At 38.3% G+C, this 22,437-nt stretch carries 21 protein-coding genes and 1 tRNA gene; 10 read left to right on the forward strand and 12 right to left on the reverse strand.

What is annotated here, in order from left to right; translation table 11 throughout:
• Positions 1-883 precede the first annotated feature (883 nt).
• Complete coding sequence (locus I6F47_RS00150) at positions 884-2,014, forward strand: porin (protein WP_197110997.1); 1,131 nt, start codon at positions 884-886, stop codon at positions 2,012-2,014.
• Positions 2,015-2,026: 12 nt separating this feature from the next.
• Entirely contained in the window at positions 2,027-2,434 is a 408-nt protein-coding gene (locus I6F47_RS00155) for a phosphate ABC transporter substrate-binding protein (protein ID WP_024590963.1), read from the forward strand.
• A gap of 443 nt (positions 2,435-2,877) precedes the next feature.
• Here the strand turns inward: I6F47_RS00155 and I6F47_RS00160 are convergent, their stop codons facing one another.
• The 8 genes from I6F47_RS00160 to rlmE all read right to left on the reverse strand — a co-directional run bounded on the left by I6F47_RS00160 (position 2,878) and on the right by rlmE (position 10,956).
• Complete coding sequence (locus tag I6F47_RS00160; RefSeq protein ID WP_024590962.1) at positions 2,878-4,503, reverse strand: methyl-accepting chemotaxis protein; 1,626 nt, start codon at positions 4,501-4,503, stop codon at positions 2,878-2,880.
• A gap of 198 nt (positions 4,504-4,701) precedes the next feature.
• A tRNA-Leu gene (locus I6F47_RS00165) sits at positions 4,702-4,786 on the reverse strand.
• Positions 4,787-4,867: 81 nt separating this feature from the next.
• The gene (gene secG / locus I6F47_RS00170) at positions 4,868-5,221 is read right to left on the reverse strand and encodes a preprotein translocase subunit SecG (RefSeq protein WP_002962769.1); all 354 of its coding nucleotides are present in this window, start codon (positions 5,219-5,221) and stop codon (positions 4,868-4,870) included.
• Between the two features lies 1 nt (position 5,222).
• Positions 5,223-5,972, reverse strand: coding sequence for a triose-phosphate isomerase (gene tpiA / locus I6F47_RS00175; RefSeq protein ID WP_007586641.1), 750 nt, complete (start codon positions 5,970-5,972; stop codon positions 5,223-5,225).
• 71 nt (positions 5,973-6,043) lie between these two features.
• A complete protein-coding gene (glmM, locus tag I6F47_RS00180; protein WP_007586638.1) occupies positions 6,044-7,393 on the reverse strand; it encodes a phosphoglucosamine mutase in 1,350 nt (449 codons plus the stop codon).
• Entirely contained in the window at positions 7,390-8,238 is an 849-nt protein-coding gene (gene folP / locus I6F47_RS00185; RefSeq protein ID WP_010553862.1) for a dihydropteroate synthase, read from the reverse strand. Before folP ends, glmM begins: the two co-directional genes overlap by 4 nt.
• 78 nt (positions 8,239-8,316) lie before the next feature.
• Positions 8,317-10,260, reverse strand: a complete 1,944-nt coding sequence (ftsH, locus tag I6F47_RS00190) for an ATP-dependent zinc metalloprotease FtsH (RefSeq protein WP_231609128.1) — start codon at positions 10,258-10,260, stop codon at positions 8,317-8,319.
• A gap of 66 nt (positions 10,261-10,326) precedes the next feature.
• Positions 10,327-10,956: a 23S rRNA (uridine(2552)-2'-O)-methyltransferase RlmE gene (gene rlmE, locus I6F47_RS00195; protein ID WP_007586629.1), complete on the reverse strand. Its 630-nt coding sequence runs from the start codon at positions 10,954-10,956 to the stop codon at positions 10,327-10,329.
• A gap of 88 nt (positions 10,957-11,044) precedes the next feature.
• Between rlmE and yhbY the strand changes: the two genes are divergently transcribed.
• Positions 11,045-11,341, forward strand: a complete 297-nt coding sequence (gene yhbY, locus I6F47_RS00200) for a ribosome assembly RNA-binding protein YhbY (protein WP_002963153.1) — start codon at positions 11,045-11,047, stop codon at positions 11,339-11,341.
• Between the two features lie 79 nt (positions 11,342-11,420).
• Here yhbY and I6F47_RS00205 read toward each other — a convergent pair whose 3' ends face one another.
• Together I6F47_RS00205 and I6F47_RS00210 are read right to left on the reverse strand one after the other, a co-directional pair.
• Positions 11,421-11,924: a SixA phosphatase family protein gene (locus tag I6F47_RS00205; RefSeq protein ID WP_197116700.1), complete on the reverse strand. Its 504-nt coding sequence runs from the start codon at positions 11,922-11,924 to the stop codon at positions 11,421-11,423.
• Positions 11,921-13,075 carry a serine hydrolase domain-containing protein gene (locus I6F47_RS00210; protein ID WP_197183139.1) on the reverse strand — a complete coding sequence of 385 codons (1,155 nt, stop codon included), beginning with the start codon at positions 13,073-13,075 and terminating at the stop codon, positions 11,921-11,923. Before I6F47_RS00210 ends, I6F47_RS00205 begins: the two co-directional genes overlap by 4 nt.
• 113 nt (positions 13,076-13,188) lie before the next feature.
• On the opposite strand from I6F47_RS00210, the gene I6F47_RS00215 reads away from it, so the two are divergent.
• From I6F47_RS00215 to I6F47_RS00240, 6 genes are all read left to right on the forward strand, one after another.
• Positions 13,189-13,992: a hypothetical protein gene (locus I6F47_RS00215; protein ID WP_024606927.1), complete on the forward strand. Its 804-nt coding sequence runs from the start codon at positions 13,189-13,191 to the stop codon at positions 13,990-13,992.
• A gap of 429 nt (positions 13,993-14,421) precedes the next feature.
• On the forward strand, positions 14,422-15,204 hold the full coding sequence (locus tag I6F47_RS00220; RefSeq protein WP_007586620.1) for a MipA/OmpV family protein: 783 nt from the start codon (positions 14,422-14,424) through the stop codon (positions 15,202-15,204).
• A complete protein-coding gene (locus tag I6F47_RS00225) occupies positions 15,194-15,577 on the forward strand; it encodes a DUF3019 domain-containing protein (RefSeq protein WP_007586617.1) in 384 nt (127 codons plus the stop codon). Before I6F47_RS00220 ends, I6F47_RS00225 begins: the two co-directional genes overlap by 11 nt.
• Before the next feature lie 25 nt (positions 15,578-15,602).
• On the forward strand, positions 15,603-16,307 hold the full coding sequence (locus I6F47_RS00230; RefSeq protein WP_101216200.1) for a response regulator transcription factor: 705 nt from the start codon (positions 15,603-15,605) through the stop codon (positions 16,305-16,307).
• A 19-nt stretch (positions 16,308-16,326) separates the two neighbouring features.
• Positions 16,327-17,619: a sensor histidine kinase gene (locus tag I6F47_RS00235; RefSeq protein ID WP_165721600.1), complete on the forward strand. Its 1,293-nt coding sequence runs from the start codon at positions 16,327-16,329 to the stop codon at positions 17,617-17,619.
• A 204-nt stretch (positions 17,620-17,823) separates the two neighbouring features.
• Positions 17,824-19,179 (forward strand): sodium-dependent transporter, encoded by a 1,356-nt coding sequence (locus I6F47_RS00240; protein WP_165721599.1) that lies wholly within the window; start codon positions 17,824-17,826, stop codon positions 19,177-19,179.
• Between the two features lie 73 nt (positions 19,180-19,252).
• Here the strand turns inward: I6F47_RS00240 and I6F47_RS00245 are convergent, their stop codons facing one another.
• Complete coding sequence (locus I6F47_RS00245; RefSeq protein WP_165721598.1) at positions 19,253-19,702, reverse strand: GNAT family N-acetyltransferase; 450 nt, start codon at positions 19,700-19,702, stop codon at positions 19,253-19,255.
• Between the two features lie 74 nt (positions 19,703-19,776).
• Positions 19,777-20,520, reverse strand: a complete 744-nt coding sequence (locus tag I6F47_RS00250) for a sporulation protein (protein WP_007586609.1) — start codon at positions 20,518-20,520, stop codon at positions 19,777-19,779.
• Positions 20,521-20,785: 265 nt separating this feature from the next.
• Here I6F47_RS00250 and I6F47_RS00255 point away from each other — a divergent pair, with 265 nt between their 5' ends.
• Entirely contained in the window at positions 20,786-22,360 is a 1,575-nt protein-coding gene (locus I6F47_RS00255) for a cation:proton antiporter family protein (RefSeq protein ID WP_007586608.1), read from the forward strand.
• Positions 22,361-22,437 lie beyond the last annotated feature (77 nt).

A 22,437-nucleotide genomic window follows, 5' to 3' on the forward strand; every position in this document is an offset into this window, starting at 1 on the left:
TGGAAGTGCCTTTCATGTCGAGTCAATATCAAAAATCCACTTTTTCGAACTTAATACTGCAAATAAAAATTATACTTTTCTCCTTACTATTTATTAATACCTGAAATAATTACAAGGTATTGATATTACTTATTGTATAAAGCAGTGGCCCGGCACCACAAACTTTCAGATCTCCAGCAAATAATGGACCAGGCCCTAGAGTAGTAATTACTGATAACGAAGGCCACCACTTTCAGAATGCTTGATTCTCCATAGGTGAATTACAATTAATCACTAGTTTTATACTCACGAGGTCATCTGAAAGTACTGCAAAGTATTATTTTGTGTAATGGAGACGCTAAATAGCGAGATATAACCTATCAAAAGACTTACTTCATCGTAACCGTATGCATTCATTGCAAAGCAGCATAATAAAAAAAAAGTTAGCTTCTTCATGAGCGCTATTTCCTTTGGACAATCTCGCTAAAAAAAATTTAATCCTATAATAAAACTTCCGTTTAGAAAGTTGCTATTTGCTTATAGCTAACTTTACTTATTAATAATTTCGACTATATATTTACATAAAATATAAACATTTAAACCAAGTAACTTATGTGAAATACATAGAGTTAAGTAATAGCAACTTTATGTAGCAGTAAATACAGCTCTGATGGCTTACAGATAAAATTATAAAAATAAGTTACAGGAGGCATATTTTTGTACCCGAAGACAGGGCTAAACATTTTTAAACACAAACATTCGCACCTGATTAATTTAAAAAACAAAATAATATTGACTAAAAATTAAATAAAAACCTTAAACCATTCTGTTCATTAGATAAATACTCGTTATGCACTTATACTAATAAAGAAATCAACATTTAAATAACAAATAGGAACAACATATGAAAAAGCTATCTGTAGCAGTGGCTGTATGTGCAGTTTTAGCATCTAGCTATGCTAGTGCTGAGGTAAGAATTAATGGTTTTGCATCAATTGTCGGTGGTAAAAGTCTGGATAGTGACAGTACTTTGTACGGCTATGATGACGATATCTCTTTTAAAAATGAGAGTAAATTCGCTTTACAATTATCTGCAGACCTACATGAAAAGCTAACAGCTACGGCTCAAATTATTGCGCGTGGAGAGGATGACTTTGACGCTACATTCGAATGGGCATACGTTACTTATGAATACAGCGATGAACTGCAATTTAGCGCTGGTAAAATGCGTGTTCCTTTTTACAAGTATTCTGATTTCTTGGATGTAGGTTATGCTTATCGCTGGGTACGTCCGCCAAAATCAGTATACGGTATCCCATTTTCAACTTATGAAGGAGTTAGTGTAGTTTACAGCTCTCAATTGGGTGATTGGGATTCTACGCTTCAAGGCTTTTATGGTGCATTCGATGGTGATATTGACGTATTTGGAACAGAATTACCTGCTGAATTAAATAATTTAGGCGGTATAAACTGGAGTCTATCATACGACTGGTTCAGTGCGCGAGCTGCATACATTGTAGCCGACACTAGCATTTCATCAGAGGATAGCGGCCTAATTGGTCTCGTAAGTGTATTGTCTGATAGTGGCTTAACTAATACTGCGAATGACCTAATCACTGAAGAAGATAAAACGAGCTTCGTTGGCGTTGGTTTTTCTGTTGATTATGAAAACTTTTTGTTTGATGCCGAATATACGCAATTTGAGGTTGAAGACAGTATACTACCAGAACAGTCACAGTATTACGCATCAGTTGGTTACCGTATTGACAGTGTAATTGTTCATTTTACTTATGAAGATAATGATGACAAACATGACTCATCACGTTTTAATACCATTGAGTCAATACCAACCTTAAATTCAGCTGTAAATGGTGCTCTTGAAGGTCTTCGTGCACAAAGTAACGTATACACAATTGGTGCACGTTATGATTTTCATCCTTCAGCTGCTTTCAAGATCGACTTTAGTCGTTTTGAAGATGACATAACTGATACAGAGACGGATGTTGTAGCTGTTGGTGTAGATCTTGTCTTTTAATTGGAGCTTATGATGAAAAAATTAATTTTAGTAAGTGCACTTTCATTGTGCTCAATTAATGTATTTGCAGAAGTTGCTGTGATTATTAATCCAAGCAATGCTAGCTCTGTAGATGCTGACACAATAAAAAAGATTTATCTGGGAAAAAGTAAGTCATTTAGTAATGGCGATAAAGTTAATCCTATAAATCAAGACGGTACATCTGTAGCTGATGAATTTAACGACAAAGTAGTGGGTAAGTCTAGCAGTCAGTTAAATGCATATTGGTCAAAGCTTGTATTTACAGGTAAAGGTACCCCGCCTGAAAAACTAACATCTGACCAAGCTGTTATTGATTTTGTTGCAGCTAATGGAAATGCAATTGGCTATGTTGATAGCGCTAAAGTGACCGATAAAGTAAAAGTTATTGCGACCTTTTAGCAGTGAAATTGATATAAAAAACCACCCAGAGGTTAATACAGATAGGTTGAGAAATATTTAACTAATCGATAAACCGGCCTTCGGGTTCCTTTATGAAGGCTTCTGAATTTATTCAGAGGCCTTTTTTTTGCAACCCACTACAACACTTTCTCTAGCCAATAGCTACGCACCCAATTCAGAAGACTTCTGTCAACTGAGTGTTACGACGTGTGCAATTAATATTATTAACTTAATTCAGACTATGTTTATTGAGAACTCAGGGAGCATCCCTAAATAAATAGAGCAATAGTAAGCTAAAGTAGAGCATCACATATTACTAATAAAGCGAGAGTGGACATATACTAGGTATGTCAAACCAGATATCCAAACAAAAAAGCCAGTCAGCGGTTAACTAACTGGCATCAACCCTAGGGTAGATTTTTATACTGGCTCAGTACTAAGCTTTACTCGATTCTAAACTTAGCGGTTGCATCTAATAGGTTATCAGATAGGTAATGTAGGTTTTTGGCTACGTCGCGTACAGCAAGTAGTGAGTCCATAGTATCTTCGAACGATACATGCATATTTGACACATTATCTACTACCATAGCTGCAACGGATGTTTGTTCTTCAGTTGCTGCTGCTATTTGCGAATTCATACCATTAATTTCTAACATTTGCTCTGCGATTTTCTCTATTGAAATACCTGTTTTTTCTGCGGCTGTAGCATTATCTGTTGCCATATCACGTGCTGAAGTCATAGCAGCAACAGATTCATTTGCGGCAGTCGTTAATGATCCCAATAGTTCACGTATTTCATTAGTAGAATGTGCAGTGCGAGAAGCCAGTTCACGAACCTCATCTGCCACTACAGCAAAGCCTCTTCCATGTTCACCTGCTCGTGCAGCTTCAATAGCAGCATTAAGAGCAAGTAAGTTTGTCTGATCTGCAATAGACGTAATTACATTCAAAATCTGCGATACATTTTTTGTATCGTCCGCAAGCTTATTAATAGTCCCTGCAGCTCGATTAATTTCATCACTGAGCGTACGAGAAGCGGTAACTGACATCTGTACTTGTGTACGACTTTGTTCAACTTCTTTCTCGGCCGTTTCAGCTGCGTGAGAAGCGTTAGCTGCAGATTCTGATATATCACCAACACTCTGCTTCATTTCTTCCATAGATTGCTTAACAATTTCAGCATCTGTGGTTTGCTTTGTTGTAGCACGCTCAGCTTGTTCCATACCTTGAACTAGTCGTGTTGAGTTTTCCATTAAAGGCTCACATACAGCAATAACTTCAAGAACTGTTTCTCTTAGTAAAGAAATAAATGCGTTAAAATTAATAGAGACTTGGCCAATTTCGTCTTCTGAGTTAACAGATAGCTGTGTGCTTAAAGAACCATTGCCGCTTGCTAATAAACTAAGGTTGTTAGCTGCATCACTCGCAGATGAACCTATATTCTTAGCAATCCAAATAGCCATAAACAATAATAAAATTAATGAAATAATGGATACAGCTAACATTAGAGTTAATGCTTCATCAGAGCGCGCTTTAGTGTTGGCAACCAGTTCAAAAAAACGATTATCCGCTTTTTGTTGAGCGCCTTTAAAACTTTCTAAGACAGATCCATATAAACTTGTTTTAAGCTGCGCTTGTTGCTGAATCTTACTAAAATCAGCAGTACCGTTAACCATACCTGTAGCAATACTTGAGGATATTTTTTCATAATCTGACAACTCATTAATAATATCGTTATTAATGTAGGAGTTATTAAGTTGCGTTATTAAGGTAATATTAGACTCTAAAGTTTGATATACCTCGTCTGCTTTAACTATAAGATCTTGCTCACCAAACGTAACCGCTTGGGTATAAAGTTCATCAAGTTTTTCTAAAAGCCCTACGTTTTGCGACGTTATTTTTACAACCTTATACGATGAGTTACTCATTTCATCGAGAGAAACCTTATTATCATTCATAGCTAAATAGTTTATCAATACGATCACTATGAAAGCCACTACCGCAATGCATGTTATTGCATGTATTTTTTTTGTTATGCTTAGGTTTTGAAAAGAGAAGCCTGAAGCCATACTGTGCTACCTTATTTTATTGTCTATATCTATTATCGGCTTGATATCTATAAGTGTGAGCTAAATTTGTAATATTTCTAGTTTTTTCTAACAAATAGAAGAATTATTTAACAATAAACACACATCGCTCATAAAACGATCACAATAAATTACAGATACAAAAAAACCAGTAACATCACTGCTACTGGTTTCTAAATTTGGTGCGGATGGGGGGACTTGAACCCCCATGCCCTAAAGCACCACCCCCTCAAGGTGGCGTGTCTACCAATTCCACCACATCCGCATTTTTTAAGCTTTCGCTTAATTGTTAAACATGTGATTTATTTGAGGACTATAAATCGTTTAACGATAGCTTTACGCTAAATTAGTTTGGTACGTCAGAGCTTTGCTCTTTAGTAGATGTTACTGGAACATCTTCTTCAACAGGAACTACTGTTTCTACTGCTGGAGCTGCTTCTAGGTTTTCCCATTCGTCAGTCTTTTTAATTTGACCAGCAGTTAGGTTTCCTAACACAATGCTTAATACAAAAAATACCGTTGCTAAGCTTGTGGTTGTTTTTGTCATAAAGTTACCTGCACCTGACGAACCAAAAACTGTGCCTGATGCACCAGCGCCAAATGAAGAACCCATATCTGCGCCTTTACCTTGTTGAATTAAAACCATTCCAACTAGAGCCAAAGCCACAACTAAATAAACTACTAATAAAATTTCGTACATCTTATACAGTCCCTTTTGCACTGTTACAGATTGCAGTAAAAGATTCTGCTTTTAGACTTGCGCCGCCAATTAAGCCGCCATCTATATCTGTTTGTGCAAATAATAATTCGCTATTTTTTTCATTAACGCTACCACCATATAAGATGGTAAGCCCTTGTGCTAAATTGCTATCAAGTGATGCAATTTTGTCACGGATAAATTTATGAACAGTTTGTGCCTGCTCTGGCGATGCAGTCTTACCTGTGCCTATGGCCCAAACGGGCTCGTATGCTATCACAGAATCTTTCAGTGCTGCTACACCTAATTTCTCTATTACTGCATCAATTTGTGCAGCAACTACTTGTTCGGTTTGGCCGTTTTCTTGCTCACTTTCGCTCTCGCCTACACATAATATTGGTGTTAACCCAACTTGCTGTGCTCTAGCAAACTTTTCAGCGACTGTTGCATTACTTTCGTTATAAATACTGCGGCGTTCAGAATGACCAACGAGTACGTAAGTTGCACCTAAATCTTTTATAAGCTGCGCATCAACTTCACCAGTAAATGCGCCAGGTGTATTTTCAGAAACAGTTTGAGCTCCTGTAGAAACACCGCTAGCTACCATTGCTGGTACAAGTGGGAATGGAGGAAATAAAACAATGTCCATCTCTTGTGATTTTACATCGTTAATAGCGTCAGACATTTGTTTAACTAACTCTAAAGAGCCATTCATTTTCCAGTTGCCTGCGACCATCGCCTTGCGTATTGCCATTATCCACTCCACATTAGAAAGCGGGCGAGATATTAACTTTTCTCGCCCAAAGTTACAAGAGATTATTGTTATTAATCAGTTTGTTTGCTCATAGATTCTACAACAGCTGCAATTTTTTGAGCGCTGTCTATTACAATCTTTTCTTGCTCGGCTTCAACCATAACACGAACCACAGGTTCAGTGCCTGACTTACGCAGTAAAACACGGCCTTTATCGCCTAAAGCAAGCTCTACTTCTGCTACAGCTGAAAGCACTTCTGGTGCTTTTGTCGGGTCAGTTCCAGCTGTATAACGCACGTTAATCATCTTCATTGGATACTTGGTAAAACCAGCGCCTAAGTCTTGCAATGTACGATTTTGTGCAACCATAGCAGCAAGTACTTGTAAGCTTGAAATAATACCATCACCCGTGCTAATTAAGTCTAGATTCAGTACATGACCTGAGCTTTCACCGCCAATTTTCCAGCCTTTTTGCTGTAGTAATTCCATAACATAGCGATCACCCACTTTACTGCGAGCAAACTCGATACCTTTTGCTTTTAAAGCGTTTTCAAGGCCCATGTTAGACATAACAGTACCAACTACACCACCACCCAAATTATCATCTTGGGCTGCTTGGCAAGCAATAATATAAACCAGATCATCACCATCAAAAACACGGCCATTATGATCAACCATCATCACGCGGTCACCATCACCATCGTATGCAATACCTACGTCGGCTTTAAGTTCAAGCACTTTACGTTTAAGGGTATCTACGTGAGTAGCGCCACATTCATGGTTGATATTAACGCCGTTAGGCTCACACGCATGTGTTATTACTTCTGCGCCAAGTTCACGCATAACAGAAGGTGCAATATGATAAGTAGCGCCATTTGCGCAATCGACAACAATCTTAAGACCTTCTAAAGACAGGCCTTGCGGGAATTGGCTCTTACAAAACTCTATATAGCGGCCATCCGCACTGACTAAACGCGATGCTTTGCCTAATTTATCTGAAGCAACACATGTCATTTGCTCATCAAGCATCGCTTCAATTTCAAGTTCTACTGCATCATCAAGCTTTAAGCCTTGACCATTGAAAAACTTAATACCGTTATCGTAATACGGATTATGTGAGGCACTAATTACAATACCTGCCTCAGCACGAAATGTTTGCGCTAAATAAGCAACGGCCGGTGTAGGCATAGGACCCAATAATACAACATCAATACCAGCAGCAATTAAACCAGCCTCAAGTGCGGTTTCAAGCATATAGCCCGAAATACGCGTATCTTTACCAATAATTACTTTTTTAGTACCACTTTGCGATAATACACGCCCAGCAGCCCAGCCTAGCTTCATTGCAAATTCAGGGTTTATTGGAGCAGCGCCTACAAGTCCACGCACGCCATCGGTGCCAAAATATTTTCTTTCTTTCATTGTGAAATTCCTTGTTCGCAGGCTTGATATACACCAAGTACATCTGCGGTTTCTTTTACGTCATGTACACGAATAATTTTTGCGCCATTTTGCGCTGCGATTAACGCACCCGCTAAGCTGCCCGCTAACCGTTCATTTGTATTTCTGTTTAATAAATTACCTATCATCGATTTACGAGATAATCCGGCCAATAATGGCAAACCTAATTTATTAAAATCGTCAAACTTAGCCAATATTTGATAGTTATGACTAAGCGTTTTTCCAAATCCAAAACCTGGGTCTAGAATAAGTCGTTCAAACTTAATCCCAGCTGTTTCACATGCTTTAATACGCTCACTAAAAAACATACTTATATCTGCAAACAAATTATCGTAATGAGGTGACGATTGCATACTGCGGGGCTGCCCTTGCATATGCATTAAACAAATTGCTACATCTTCATACTGCGCAACCGTTTCTAAGGCGTCTATTTCTTGTAAAGCTCTAACATCATTGACTATATCTGCCCCTGCAAGTATTGCTTGTTCCATTACCTGTGCTTTACTGGTATCAATTGAAATAACGCAATCACTGTGCTGACGTATCGCTTTAATAGCGGGGATTACTCGAGCAAGTTCATCTTCTAAGCTAACATCTGGCGCGCCTGGGCGAGTAGATTCTCCCCCTATATCTAAAATTGTCGCACCGTCATCTAATAATTGCATTGCGCGTTTTAGCGCTATTTTAGGATCTAAAAACTGCCCACCATCAGAAAATGAATCCGGCGTTACATTTAATATTCCCATAATAACGGGCTTTTCAAGATTAAGCGTACGCCCTCTCGGAAGCTTTAATATGTTAGTCATTGCCAACCTTTATTCTTTTTCTAAATAGCTGATACAAAAAAGCCCCGAAGTTCGGGGCTTTCATTACTATTTTAACGATTATTCAGCTTTGTCATCAAGGTTTGTTTCATCTTTTTTTGATGAATCATCAGTCTTTTGATTTTCATCAGCAACTGGTTCTTGAGGTTCTTCCGCTTTTACCGGTTTAGCTTCATGACGGTCATGTGCATCACGCGGTTCACGAACTGGTTGGCGTGCCATTAAATCATCAATTTGTTTAGCATCAATAGTTTCGTATTTCATTAACGCATCTTTCATTGAGTGAAGAATATCAATGTTTTCTTTTAATATTTCTTCTGCTCTTTGATAGTTACGATCTGAAAGTAATCGAACCTCTGCATCAATTACTTTTGCCGTGTCGTCCGACATGCTAGATGAACGACTACCGCCACCACCCATATACATTTCGTTCTGATCTTCAGCGTAAAGTAACGGGCCTAGTTTTTCACTTAAACCCCAATGTGTAACCATTTTACGCGCTATATCTGTAGCTCGTTCAATGTCATTACTTGCACCCGTTGTTACTTTATCTGCACCGTAAATAAGCGCTTCAGCAATACGGCCACCATAAAGGCTAGAAATCATTGATTCTAAAAGCTCTTTTGAATGACTAACACGATCCTGCTCAGGTAAATACATTGTTACACCCAGCGCACGGCCACGTGGAATAATAGATACTTTATAAACTGGATCATGTTCTGGCACCATACGACCAACAATTGCATGGCCAGCTTCATGGTACGCTGTCATTGCTTTTTCTTGCTCGCTCATCACCATGGTCTTGCGCTCTGCGCCCATCATGATTTTATCTTTAGCAGCATCAAATTCAGCCATACTTACAACACGTTTATTACCACGTGCTGCATAAAGTGCAGCTTCGTTTACTAAGTTTGCTAAATCCGCGCCAGAGAAACCTGGAGTACCACGTGCTATAAGAGCAGCTTCTACGTTATCGCCTAATGGCACTTTACGCATGTGTACTTTAAGTATTTGCTCACGACCACGAATATCAGGTAAACCTACTTCAACTTGACGGTCAAAACGACCTGGACGAAGTAATGCAGGGTCTAATACATCTGGTCGGTTAGTTGCTGCGATAACGATAATACCTTCATTACCACCAAAACCATCCATTTCTACTAGCATTTGGTTAAGCGTTTGCTCACGTTCGTCGTTACCGCCGCCCATACCGGCACCACGTTTACGACCAACAGCGTCAATCTCATCTATGAAGATAATACAAGGCGCCGCTTTTTTAGCTTGCTCAAACATGTCACGTACACGTGACGCACCAACACCCACAAACATTTCAACAAAATCTGAACCAGAAATTGTAAAAAATGGTACTTTAGCTTCACCAGCAACAGCCTTCGCAAGTAACGTTTTACCGGTACCTGGAGGACCAACCATTAGTACACCTTTAGGAATACTACCGCCAAGTTTTTGAAACTTAGAAGGATCTCGTAAAAAGTCTACCAGCTCAGTAACATCTTCTTTTGCTTCATCACAACCTGCAACATCAGCAAACGTTGTTTTAATTTGATCTTCACTCATTAAGCGAGCTTTACTCTTACCAAATGACATAGCGCCTTTACCGCCGCCGCCTTGCATTTGACGCATGAAGAATATCCATACACCTATAAGCAGTATCATCGGGAACCAAGAAATAAATATACTTGCTAAGAATGATTGTTCTTCAGGTTGTACACCCTTCACATTTACATCATTTTTAAGTAAATCATTTATTAAGTCTTCATCGTACATTGGCATCGTTGTTTGAAAACGCTCACCACTGCTCTTAGTACCAGTAATATTTCCTGTACCGCGGTCGATAATAACTTCTTGTAAAGAGCCACTGCGGACATCTTTTACAAATTGAGTGTAACTTGTTTGACGATCAACTTGCTCGCCGCCATTAAAGCTCTGAAAGACTGACATCAGCACAACTGCAATCACCAGCCATAGTATTAAATTTTTCGCCATATCGCTCAAGGGGTTAACCTCTTGTATCCAATTAATTTAAATTCAACTAAACGCCAAGCAACTGTACTACAGTTTGTATCCAGTCGCTACTATATATACTTCCCGAGAACGGGCACGTGAGGCATCAGGTTTGCGTATTTTCACTGCTTTAAAACTATTACGTACATCTTGCAAGTATTGATCAAAGCCTTCTCCTTGGAAAACTTTAACAATAAATGCGCCATTTTTCTTTAGTACTTGACTACACATATCCAGCGCAAGTTCTACCAAATACATACTACCCGCTTGATCTACTGAGTTATTGCCACTCATATTTGGTGCCATGTCAGAGAGTACCACATCAACATTTTTACCATCAATACGTTTTAACAACGCATTTAATACAGCCTCCTCACGAAAGTCACCTTGTAAGAAGTCAACACCCGCAAGTGAATCCATCGGCAATATATCACACGCGATCACTTGGCCTTTGTCACCTACTTTTTCAGCCAAATATTGAGACCAACTTCCTGGAGCCGCCCCTAAATCAACAACTGTCATACCTGGACGAAGTATTTTATCTCTATTTTGTACTTCATCTAATTTAAAAACCGCTCGGGAACGCCAGCCTTTTTTTTGCGCTTCTTGAACATATTTATCATCAAAATGTTCTTTCAGCCATCGCTGTGAACTGGCTGACTGTTTTTTATTTGTCATAAATTAACACGCAACTAATTAGTAATATTCTCTAGATGGCGTTAGAATACCCTTAATTCAAGCCATATTCAGCAAAATTTGTATAAACATGACATTATCAAACAAACAAAAGCAGTTTTTAAAAGGTCAGGCACATAGCCTTAAGCCTGTAGTTTTACTAGGTTCTAACGGTTTAACCGAGGGCGTAGTAGTAGAAATTCAAAGTGCATTAGAAATTCACGAATTAATCAAAGTTAAAGTTCCAACTGACGATCGTGAAACAAAAGCATTAATTTTTGAAGCAATCGTACGTGAAACTGGTGCGACTAAGCTACAAACGATAGGTCACACTATTGTGCTTTATCGTCAAAGCGTTGAGAAAAAAATACATTTACCTCGTAACTAATTATTCCTGTTAAAGGATTTAGTGCGTTTAAATTGAAAAACCAGCTTAATGCTGGTTTTTTATTATTTAACGTTTTAAATCAAAAACTCATTTTATGATGGGTTACATCATATTCACTACCATTACTACTGGGCTTCTTATTCAATATAAAGTACTGAGTAAATTGTGTTTCACTCATTGCTGGCACTTTTTCATTCGAAAGTAGCTCGGCTAGTTGCGATGTTGTATTACTGTGCCCAATAACAACAACTACACCTTTTAGTTTTAGTAACTCATTTTTTAAATCACTTAGCTCACCTGCGTTATACACATTTACGTCGGTATTAAAATATGCCTGCAAAGGGGCCGCTGTTTGTAACGTGCGTTTATAGTTGCTGCTGAAAATATGTATATTTTGATACTCTTTGAAAAAAGTAACTAAATTATTTGCACGTGCCTTTCCCACCTCTGAGAGCGCTGGATTTTTACCCGTTAACTTTTCGCTATGACGAAACAAATATATCTCATCAGGTGCTGCAAACACTAAACTACAATTGAATGACATGACTAAAAAAGTGATTGCTAATATTATTTTATTATTCATATTTTTTTACCTCGTTTGTATTCTAATAGCCTGTCGATAAATTCAGTCGTTAGCTCATTGATTACACCGGTTTCAGCATTAACTATTAAGCTAAAACCAATATTTAAGTGAGGAAATACAACCACATCACTTCTATAACCTTGCACCCAGCCACTATGATAGTAAAGTGTTTCATCAGCATAGTTATAAACGCGCCAACCTAACCCATAATAAGCTTCATTAAGGTGTTTTTTCCACACCCTGCGATGCATTTCTTTTTTTGTATGTGTATAAGGGCGTGTTTGTTTTGCTAGAGTATCCAATGACAAAATATCAGGATATTGGCCCAGCTGCGCTCTTAACCAAATAGCCATATCACTTGCGCTAGCGTTCACACCAGCTGCAGGTCCCACTTTATAATAATTTTTTTTAAGCTTAGCGCTATACCAGCGTTTTTTACCCCGCACATGAGGTAGAGCATAATTATTGTCATGCACCATTTGTTCAAAACCTAAGCTCGCATCACTCATTTTTAATGGCTCAAAAATAGCTTCTCGTAACCACTGTCCGTAACTTTTTTCGGTGTTTTGTAATATCACATCGCCTATAAGACTAAACATAACGTTTTGATAGCCATAACATTCGCCGGGTTTGCAAATTGGTTTGACGCTAAGCAGCTTTTCAACAATACCTGGGTAATCCATACGAGATTCAATTAAATTGTCGTATGCATTAGGAACTAATCCACTTGAATGACTTAAAAGATGAAACACCTTTAAATCATCTTGATAAACAGTCCCTTTAAAATCAGTTATGTATTCGCTAACAGGCTTATCTAATTCCAGTAGGCCGTTAGCAGCCAATTTAGCTGATAACGAGCCTGCAAATGTCTTCGAAACAGACGCGAGTCTAAACCGAGTATGCTTATTAACTTTTTGTCCATTTCGTGATTTAGTTACGCCCATGGTGTGGATGTAATCTGAATTGTTTATATTTACAATCGAAAGCGCTGCACCGGGTATACCTTTACTTTTTAATTTTTTTTGTGCGTAACGGCCGTACTTTTTTACAAATGCATCCCAATCAGGATCCGCTTTTGCTGCAAAACCCACAGAACTAAACAGCAAACACAAAGCAGATAGGCAATACAATAAAGAGTTGAGATACTTCATTTTTTATAAATTTTATCTTTTTAACTACATCTGCGCAGATAATATCATGAAGTTTTGTTTGGACTAACGTACAATACGACGATTATTTGGTTTTAAGCGAGTGTTTAGTACTTATGCGTTTTTTAGTTGTGTCACTTTTTATTTTATTAACAACTGGTTGTGCTATTACAAAGCAACCGGCCGAACCACTGGCTATGCCATTAAAGCCAACATTAAAAAGTCAGACCTATCAACTTGAGTACACTACAGAGCACTCATCTCCAAAAGTTAAATCGGTTCAACTTCCTGCACATAAAGTAGTTAGAAACCAAACAGTAAAAATCATTACCGATAAGGCAAGCGTAACCGATAAACTTCTATCGCAAATTAGCCAAGCACTGAACGATAAACAACTAAAAGTAACAACTAAAAATAACAGTGACTACACACTGACTATTCAGCAACTCGATTTAACTTTCACAGACGATACTAAGTACGCAATAAAGCAACCAGAGAAGCCATTTACTTTATATTCAAATGTTGCCCAGCAATACCCAACACAGCAGTGCGCTGCAATATTTGCACAAGTTAGTATGCGTCTCACGCACAAGTCATCGGGTGATGTTGTTTGGTTTGCTAAATCTTCAATCGACAGTGCAAGTTTTCATCGTGAACCACTAATTTACAATTTCACCGAAGAGCAAAAAATAACAAATGAGCTTGAGGTTGTCGCTTTTATTCATCAGCAAAACACTGACGAGGCCCGTATTGAAAGACTTGGCAAAGATATTCAAATCCCTCAGTACAAAACGTTGTCAAAACTATCTAGCCTTACTAAACTTAGCGGTCCATGTAATAGAACAGAAGTAAGTGCATTAACACCTATGATGCAGTTTTACTTGAGTAGTATATTAATCGATAAAATTAAAGTTCAGTAAATTAGGGTCTGTTGATCTTTACGGATTAAAATTTGTTCAAACTAGGGGCTATTTAATCGCGGCGCGAGATTTGTAACCTAGTGGGCTAAGTCAAAACCGAGCAACAAAGAGTAAATAGCCCCTAGGAAGAACCCTTTGGGCAGCGCCTGTTTGGCATTAATGCTACGTTATCGCCCATTTATGGGGAATAGCCACACTGCATAGGCTCTGCCTTACCTAAATACCAAACAGACTGCTGCAAATTTAACCTTGAAAGATCAACAGACCTAACACTTACTACATTTTTTTACAGATTAAAGGAACGAATTAACAATATACTACGCTTAATAACAAATAATAATTAGGCCCTAAGGGATGAGAAACGCTTTGCTTAACCATACTTTACTGAGCATAACACTGCTTTTTTGCTGCATTTTTAGCACGTCGAGTATGGCAAGTAACCGCTATTATGCAGATAATACGTTAGAGCCAACCCAAGGCTTTGCGTGGGATTGGAGTGCTGGTGCGGGCTTTTATATTGAAGATTCTTACCTTGTCGGCATTGAGTCTTACGATAAAGGCGTTGAGCTCGACTTAAGTCTTGCTGTTTCCTACGATAAATTTTACCTTGATTTCGATCACAATCAACTCAGTGGCGGCCTTGTAATAGGCTACAGTCTTATAGATAAATTTGATTGGGGCCTAGATATATTAGGCACAAATACTCAAGCTGGATTTGACGAAAAAGGCCTCGGATTCTATAACCATGGTGTTATAAAAGAACTCCAAGGTATAAAAAAACGTAATTACGACTTTGACGTCGGCCTTCGACTTTCTCGTCGATTTGAAAATTCTCAATTCTCTTTTGAATACCTTCATGATGTATCTGGCGCGCACAATGGCTGGGTTATAAACAGCTTTTTTAGTCACATTTTACCATGGCGAAACTGGGAGTTTAGATCTGGTGTTGGTTTAAGCGCCTACTCTGCTGACTTTACCAATTATTACTTTGGTATTGATAGCGATGAAGCCACCAGCCTTCGCCCGGTTTATAGCAGCAATGCCAGTACTAGTATTATTTTTGAGTTCCATGCTGAGTACCCAATAAGCCAAGATTGGGTGTTTTTATCCGGCTGGCTTACCACATGGTTTTCAAAAGAGATTGACGACAGTCCAATTATTTCCCAAGGATATCAACACAAAGCCAAGGTAGGCCTACGTTATGTATTTTAGATGGATCTGTGTATTACTGATCTTCCCCAGTACTTTTACTGTTAAAGCTCAGGAACCTCCTGAAGCACTTATAGCAGTTCCAGACACCTGCGTTGCATTGCGCGAAGGGCGAAATTGCTATGCTGACGTAACGCTAACGTGGGAGCAACCTATCATTGGTAATTACTGCCTACGTGACGCCACCTCAAAGTACATAATGCAATGTTGGCTCAAGCAACAGAGCGGTACCTTTAATTATGCATTTGATTCACAGCAAAGTATTTCATTTGAACTATTTGACAGCAATACCTCTAAAATAATTAGTATTGCCGAAGTAAAGCTTCAATGGGTATATCAAAACAGGCAAAAAAAGCGCCGCTGGCGACTATTTTAATACCAATCGCATTAAGGATATTTTCATGGATAACTATGGCACTATTTTACTCGTTGAAGACGATGTATCACTTGCTCAATGGGTTGCTGAATACTTAACAGAGCAAGGCTACACAACGCATGTTTGTCACAGAGGTGACGAAGTAATTAGCCAAGTCAAAACGTTAAATCCAAATATCGTGCTCCTTGATATTATGCTTCCAGGGCAAGATGGTATAAGCGTGTGTAGAGAACTTCGTAGTTTTTATAATTCGCCCATCATAATGCTCACCGCACGCGATGAAGAAATGGATGAGGTCATTGGTCTAGAAGTAGGTGCAAGCGACTACATAATGAAACCTGTGCGCCCTCGTGCATTGCTAGCGCGTATAAAAGCAGCCCTTCGCCAAAATAATGAGCCAAATACCCCACACGTTAACGAGAGTGTTATTAATGTTGGTGCGCTTAGTATTGATACCGAATCTAGAAATGTAAAACTCAACAAGCAAGACGTAAACATATCAAGTGCTGAGTATTTACTGCTTCATTACCTTGCGAGCAATGCAGGCCAAGTGGTCTCGCGTGACGCTGTATTTAAAGCAACCAAAGGCAGAGAATACGATGGGCTTGATAGAAGTGTTGATGTACTTATTTCTGCACTTCGTAAAAAGTTTAATGATGATCCACAAAACCCTGAAAAAATTAAAACTATTTGGGGCCGTGGATATTTACTTGTTTCTACTGCGTGGTAATAAAGTGATGAATAAATAAATGAAAAAGTTTTATATATCGCTTCTAGGCAGTGCACTTTTATCTATTGTGGTATTGGGCTGGCTTATTGATGCTTTTAGTCAACAAGCGCATACCCCACAGGATGAATTTAGTCAGCAAAGTAAAATGATCATGGGTTTTAGCAAGCAGTTAGCTAACATACCCACATCTGAGCGCAGCGATTATGTAAAACAACTGGCGCTAGAGTTTGATGTTTTAATTGATTACAAACCTAATGAATCACTTGCTTTACCGCCTTCTTTATTATTACAAATGCACACGCCGGGTGGGCTGATTTTAGAAGATCAGCAAGGCTTTTATATGCTTTATAGCAGCGCTGTTTTAAATCCTTTTCACTTATCAATGCGTTTAGATAAAATTTTTGATAGCGAGCAACATAACGACATTATATTAACCTTACTCTTTTACGCAGGCCTATGTGTATTTATGGGGTTTATTATTGCGCCCTTAGCTAAACGATTAACCGTGTTAAATGAAGCCGCTAAAAAGTTTGCCTCTGGTAATGTTCAAGCCCGAATAAAAGTATCGCATTTTACTTACATAAAAGACGTAGAGCTTACCTTTAACCGCATGGCCAGCCAAATAGAGAAACTTGTCGCCGAAAACAAGCTAATGGCCTCAAGTTTATCTCATGATATACGCACCCCTATCGCGTGCCTGCGATTTGGTTTAGATGCGGCATTAGATAGCCATGATGAGCAAAAAGTAAAACAGTATTTAACCCGTATGGAAAATGATTTAGACCATATGGAATCGATGCTTAGTAGCTATTTAGCATTTGCTACTTTAGAGCAAAATGCTAATAAGCTGACCTATTCATCAACAAACATTAAGTCCTACCTTGAAGATATTTTAGTGCAACTTGCACCTAAGCTTGAAATGCAAATGCTCAACGTACAACTCAATAGTACCGATAAAATAATAAATGCAGATCTTCACTGGCTTGCTCGCGCAATTACTAATTTATTAACTAACGCATGTGATTTTGCAAGCCAACATATTTACTTAAGCGCAAAGTTACACGAGCAACAGCTTATGATAACAGTAGAAGATGACGGCCCGGGTATCGCTCGAGAAAATTTTAGTAATGTATTTAGCCCATTTTTTAGGGAAGAAGATCACCGTAACAGAGCTGATAAAAGTTACGGCCTTGGTCTAGCTATTGTTGAAAAAGTAGCCGACTGGCATCATGGCAGTGTTAAAGTAAGTAAAAGTACCCAGCTAGGTGGTGCGTGTTTTACTCTCACTATTGCACAGCATCATAATTCGTAAAGCAATAGTTACAGACTGTAATTAACAATTATTAAACAAAATCAACTCGTTATTTTAAACGACTCGATAACAACAATTAAAATCGATGGTTATAACACACACTTTACTTATTAAATTGTGCTAGATCAGCAAATAAGCACTTTTTATTTTTTAACATTTCCAGTAGATTGTCACCGCCGTCACACAATAGAGAAGTACAATAATATGAGCGCAGTTAGAGGCGAGTTCAGCTCTCGCTTTGGTTTTATTATGGCCGCCGCGGGTTCTGCCGTTGGTTTGGGCAATATTTGGGGATTCCCTACACAAACAGCAAGTAATGGCGGTGCTGCATTTTTAGTCGCATATTTAGTGCTTGCGTTCTTTTTAGCCTACCCCGCTTTAATGGCTGAACTTATGATTGGTCGTCATGGCCAAGCAAACGCGGTTTCATCACTTCAAAAAATATCTAATAAGCCATGGCAAAAACACTTTGCCTTTATTGTTGGTTTTGGCGGTATTTTATGTGCTGGCTTTATATTAAGTTTTTACGCGATTGTTGCCGGTTGGATGCTCAGCGCTACAGCTGAACCCATAGCTACTCTTGTCGGTGCCGACACAGCATCGACATGGCTAAGTGAACAATCACTTACCCGAAACATTATATTCACTCTCGTCTTTATCGTACTAACTGTCGCTATTATCAGTAGAGGCGTTGAGAACGGTATTGAAAAATGGTCAAAACGTTTAATGCCCGCTCTTTTGGGGATTTTATTTGCACTTATTGCTTATGTAATGACCCAAGATGGCGCAATGGAAGGTTTAAAGGCTTACTTAGTTCCTGATTTTTCGTCTATTTTTGACGCAAAACTATTAGTTAGCGCACTAGGACAAGCTTTTTTCTCTTTATCGCTAGGTACTAGCGTAATGATTATTTACGGCTCGTACATTAGCAAAAAAGAAAATCTTGTTTCTTTAGGTGCCTATGTAACCCTTATTGATGTATTTATAGCCTTTGTAGCGGGTTTACTGATTATTCCGGCTATGTATGTAGCGCAAGCTCAAGGCGTTGAAATATTCTCGGCCTCAACAGGTAAATTACTCTCTGAAGATACGTTAGTATTTCAGGTACTCCCTGCTTTATTTGATGGAATGGGCGAAGTTGGCTTATTTGTGGGCTTTTCATTTTTTGCGTTAATGAGTATTGCCGCTTTAACGTCATCTATTTCAATGTTAGAGGCGCCAGTATCATACACTGTAGAACGCTTTGGGATGAAACGCGTTCAGGCAACCTGGTTGATTGGAGCTTTAATTGCTATCGTTAGCATTACAATTGTGTGTAACCTTAGTAGCTTATTTGGCTTAGTGATTACTTTAACTACAAAAGTAGCTCAACCTTTGCTTGGCCTGATGTGTTGTATATTTGTAGGCTGGATTTGGTACAGAGGCTCATTACTTAAAGCAATTAAAGAAGGTAATCCTGAGGTCCATAACACATTGTTTTGGAAAATATGGCCTTGGTATACCAAGTTTGTGTGTCCACTTGCTATTGGTATGGTATTTTTACACTCACTCTTGAGCTAAATAATACCTTAAAATAGTCTTAAATTAAAATAGCCCACATTAGTGGGCTTTTTTATAGCTGCTTAAATTGGATTTATTTAGTGAGTTTTAAAATCATATCTTGATGAGGTATACCGTCTTCTAAATATTCACTTTTATAATCCTCAAAGCCAAAAGAGCGGTAAAAATCAAGCAAGTAAGTTTGTGCACCTATATAAATATCTCGCTCAGGCCATTGTGCTTTGCAGCAGTCTATAGCTTCAGTAATAAGTAAAGTAGCATACCCATTACCACGCGCTCCTTCACTCACTAGCACGCGACCTATTGCGCTGTATTGCTCACTTTTGTCATAACAACGCGCATAAGTTTGTAGTTGCCCATTATCCAATGTATATAAATGCTGTGTATTTAAAGCAATATCTACATCATCAATTTCAGGGTAAGGACATTTTTGTTCTACAACAAATACATTAACCCGCCCACGCATAATAGTAAAAAGAGTCTGTGTATCAAGAGCGTCAAACTGCTCACATTTAAACTGCATATTAAATCCTATAAGCAAAAAACCCAGCTTAGGCTGGGTTTATTAAAATCACTCGCTAGCTTAGTTAGCTTATACTAAGTAAATAAGCGCTCTAGCTGATCACACAACTGCGATAGATTCACATGATCGTGCTCTATGGTCAAATCTACATAACCATCGCCTTTAAAGGCTCTGTCTAGCTCTATAAGCACATGTGTTTTATGTGCCTCTGGTACAAACGATAATTCAATCTCCTGAATGCCAAATAAGCTGCGGCTATTAGGCTTATACTCAAGTTCTTGGTAACACCCAGATAATGACTGAAAAGTTGAAGCCCGTAAGTGGCCTTTTTCTACGTCAGCTTTCATTAAACTAAAACCTAACTTTTCCATCGCTTGCATACACGTTTTAACCGCTTCATTAGGGTAAATGTGTAAATGGTCTTTATCTGTTGGGTCAAGTGCTAAGTCTATATCTAGGCCTGTTTCTAGCCATACATGCGATTGATTATAACCTGCATTAATTTCTGTAATAGGTGTTTCAGAATGAAGACGTGCTTCAAAAGGGATGTTTTTAACTTCGCCTGGCTCAATTGTACCAATATCTGTAATTCGCCATTGCTCAATTACATGATTAGTAAAATAATCGCCATCATCACCCGCAACTTTAACACGAGTCATTAATAATAAATCTAAGCCTGCGATATCTTGGCTAACATCCCCTGCTGTGATAACTATTTGTGCGTTAAAAAGTTGACCTGGTTGTAGGTGTTCAGTTTCTAAAATAGTGTCTACTTTTGCAGCACCAATACCTACCGACGCTAAAATCTTTTTAAACATATCTCTCTCCTTAAGCTGAGCTGCTCTATTATTTGCTCCGGCTTAAACTTCTTCGTTATCGCATCTTAACCATATTTAAAAGCTAATGTCAGTGAAAAAATGTTATTTACATACTATTTACGATTAAATAAGTGTTTAATGCGCATTTTTCATACGCAGCAAGGCAAGTAATTGATTAGACGCGTTCATTTTTAGGTCTATTATATTTTCAATGGCATAAATTTTTCGTTACACTGCAATACCAAATGAAGTGATATTAAGAATTATGGAACTAATCTATTTTGCTGCCGCGTTTGTTTGTGGTTTTGCCGTTTATCAATTAAAACTACCTCCTCTTATTGGATTTTTATTAGCAGGCTTTGCTTTAAATTTATCGGGTTATAAAAGTACAGAGTTGCTCGATACAATTGCAGCCCTTGGCGTTACCCTTCTTCTTTTTAGTATTGGCTTGAAACTTAAAGTTAACAGTTTAATTAAACCTCAAGTTTGGGCACCTGCAACATTGCATATCATTTTTAGCAGTGCGTTATTTAGTGGTTTTATGCTGTTACTTGGCGTATTCGCTATTCCACTATTTGTTGATTTAAGTTGGCAAAGTGCTTTATTAGTTGGGTTTGCGCTTAGCTTTTCAAGTACTGTATTTGCAGTAAAAGTGCTTGAAGAACGCGGAGAAATGGCAAGCTTACACGGTAAAATAGCCATTGGTATATTGGTAATGCAAGATATCTTTGCTGTTATCTTTTTAGCTATTAGCACCGGCAAAGTCCCAAATTTATGGGCAATTGCACTAATAATTGCTTTGCCTTTATTACGACCTGTAATGTATGGCGTATTGAACCGATCTAAACATGGTGAACTATTACCATTGTTTGGTTTTTTCTTTGCTCTAGTTGCTGGTTATCATGCATTTGAATTTGCAGGCCTAAAAGGCGATTTAGGTGCACTAATAATAGGAATGATGTTTGCCCCTCACAAAAAAGCAGGCGAGCTATCAAAATCCCTGCTTAATTTAAAGGACATATTGCTAGTTGGCTTCTTCTTAAGTATTGGTTTGAGCGCAGAGCTAACCACTAACTCCTTGATTGTTGCTATTATACTTATTTTAGTATTACCCGTTAAAATAGCGCTTTATTATGTGTTCACTAATATATTTAAACTACGCGCGCGTACATCATTACTTACTGCTTTTAGCTTATCTAACTACAGTGAGTTTGGTTTAATTGTATGTGCAGTGGCTGCAACTACAGGCATGATCACCTCTGAATGGCTAGCTGTAATGGCAATTGCTGTTTCTATTACCTTTATAATTGCCTCCCCATTAAATAAACGTTCAAACGAGTTGTACGTCAAAATTGAGCACTGGTTATTAAAGTTCGAAAGCAAAACTCGTTTAGCTGAAGAGCTACCTGTTAACCTTAACGATACTAGAATAGTCATTTTTGGTATGGGACGTATTGGTACTGGTGCTTATGAGACTATCAACGCGACTCACCCAAATGTTGTTGCAGGTATAGATATAAAACCTGAGGTGGTAGATAAGCACGTTAACAGAGGCCGCAACGTCTTAATTGCTGATGCAACCGACCCTGACTTTTGGCAACGAGTAAATCACTCACAAGTAGAAATGGTTATGCTTGCGATGCCAAAGCATATGCAAAATATCTTTGCCTTAGAGCAACTACAAGCCTCTGGTTATAAAGGCCAAGTAACAGCTATTGCAAACTACCCTGATCAACAAAAAGAACTAGAAGAAATGGGTGTTCATTCTACTTATAACTTTTACCTAGAAGCCGGTAGTGGTTTTGCAGAGCACGTTAAACAAGAGCTATTTAACGAATAATTACTTTTTATAACGTCTATAAATAACAAGGCCTTAATCCATTAAGGCTTTGTTATTAGTTTTTAAATAAAAAGCAA

The sequence above is a fragment of the Pseudoalteromonas sp. NZS37 genome (assembly GCF_015864265.1).
GTDB classification, from domain to species: domain Bacteria; phylum Pseudomonadota; class Gammaproteobacteria; order Enterobacterales; family Alteromonadaceae; genus Pseudoalteromonas; species Pseudoalteromonas arctica.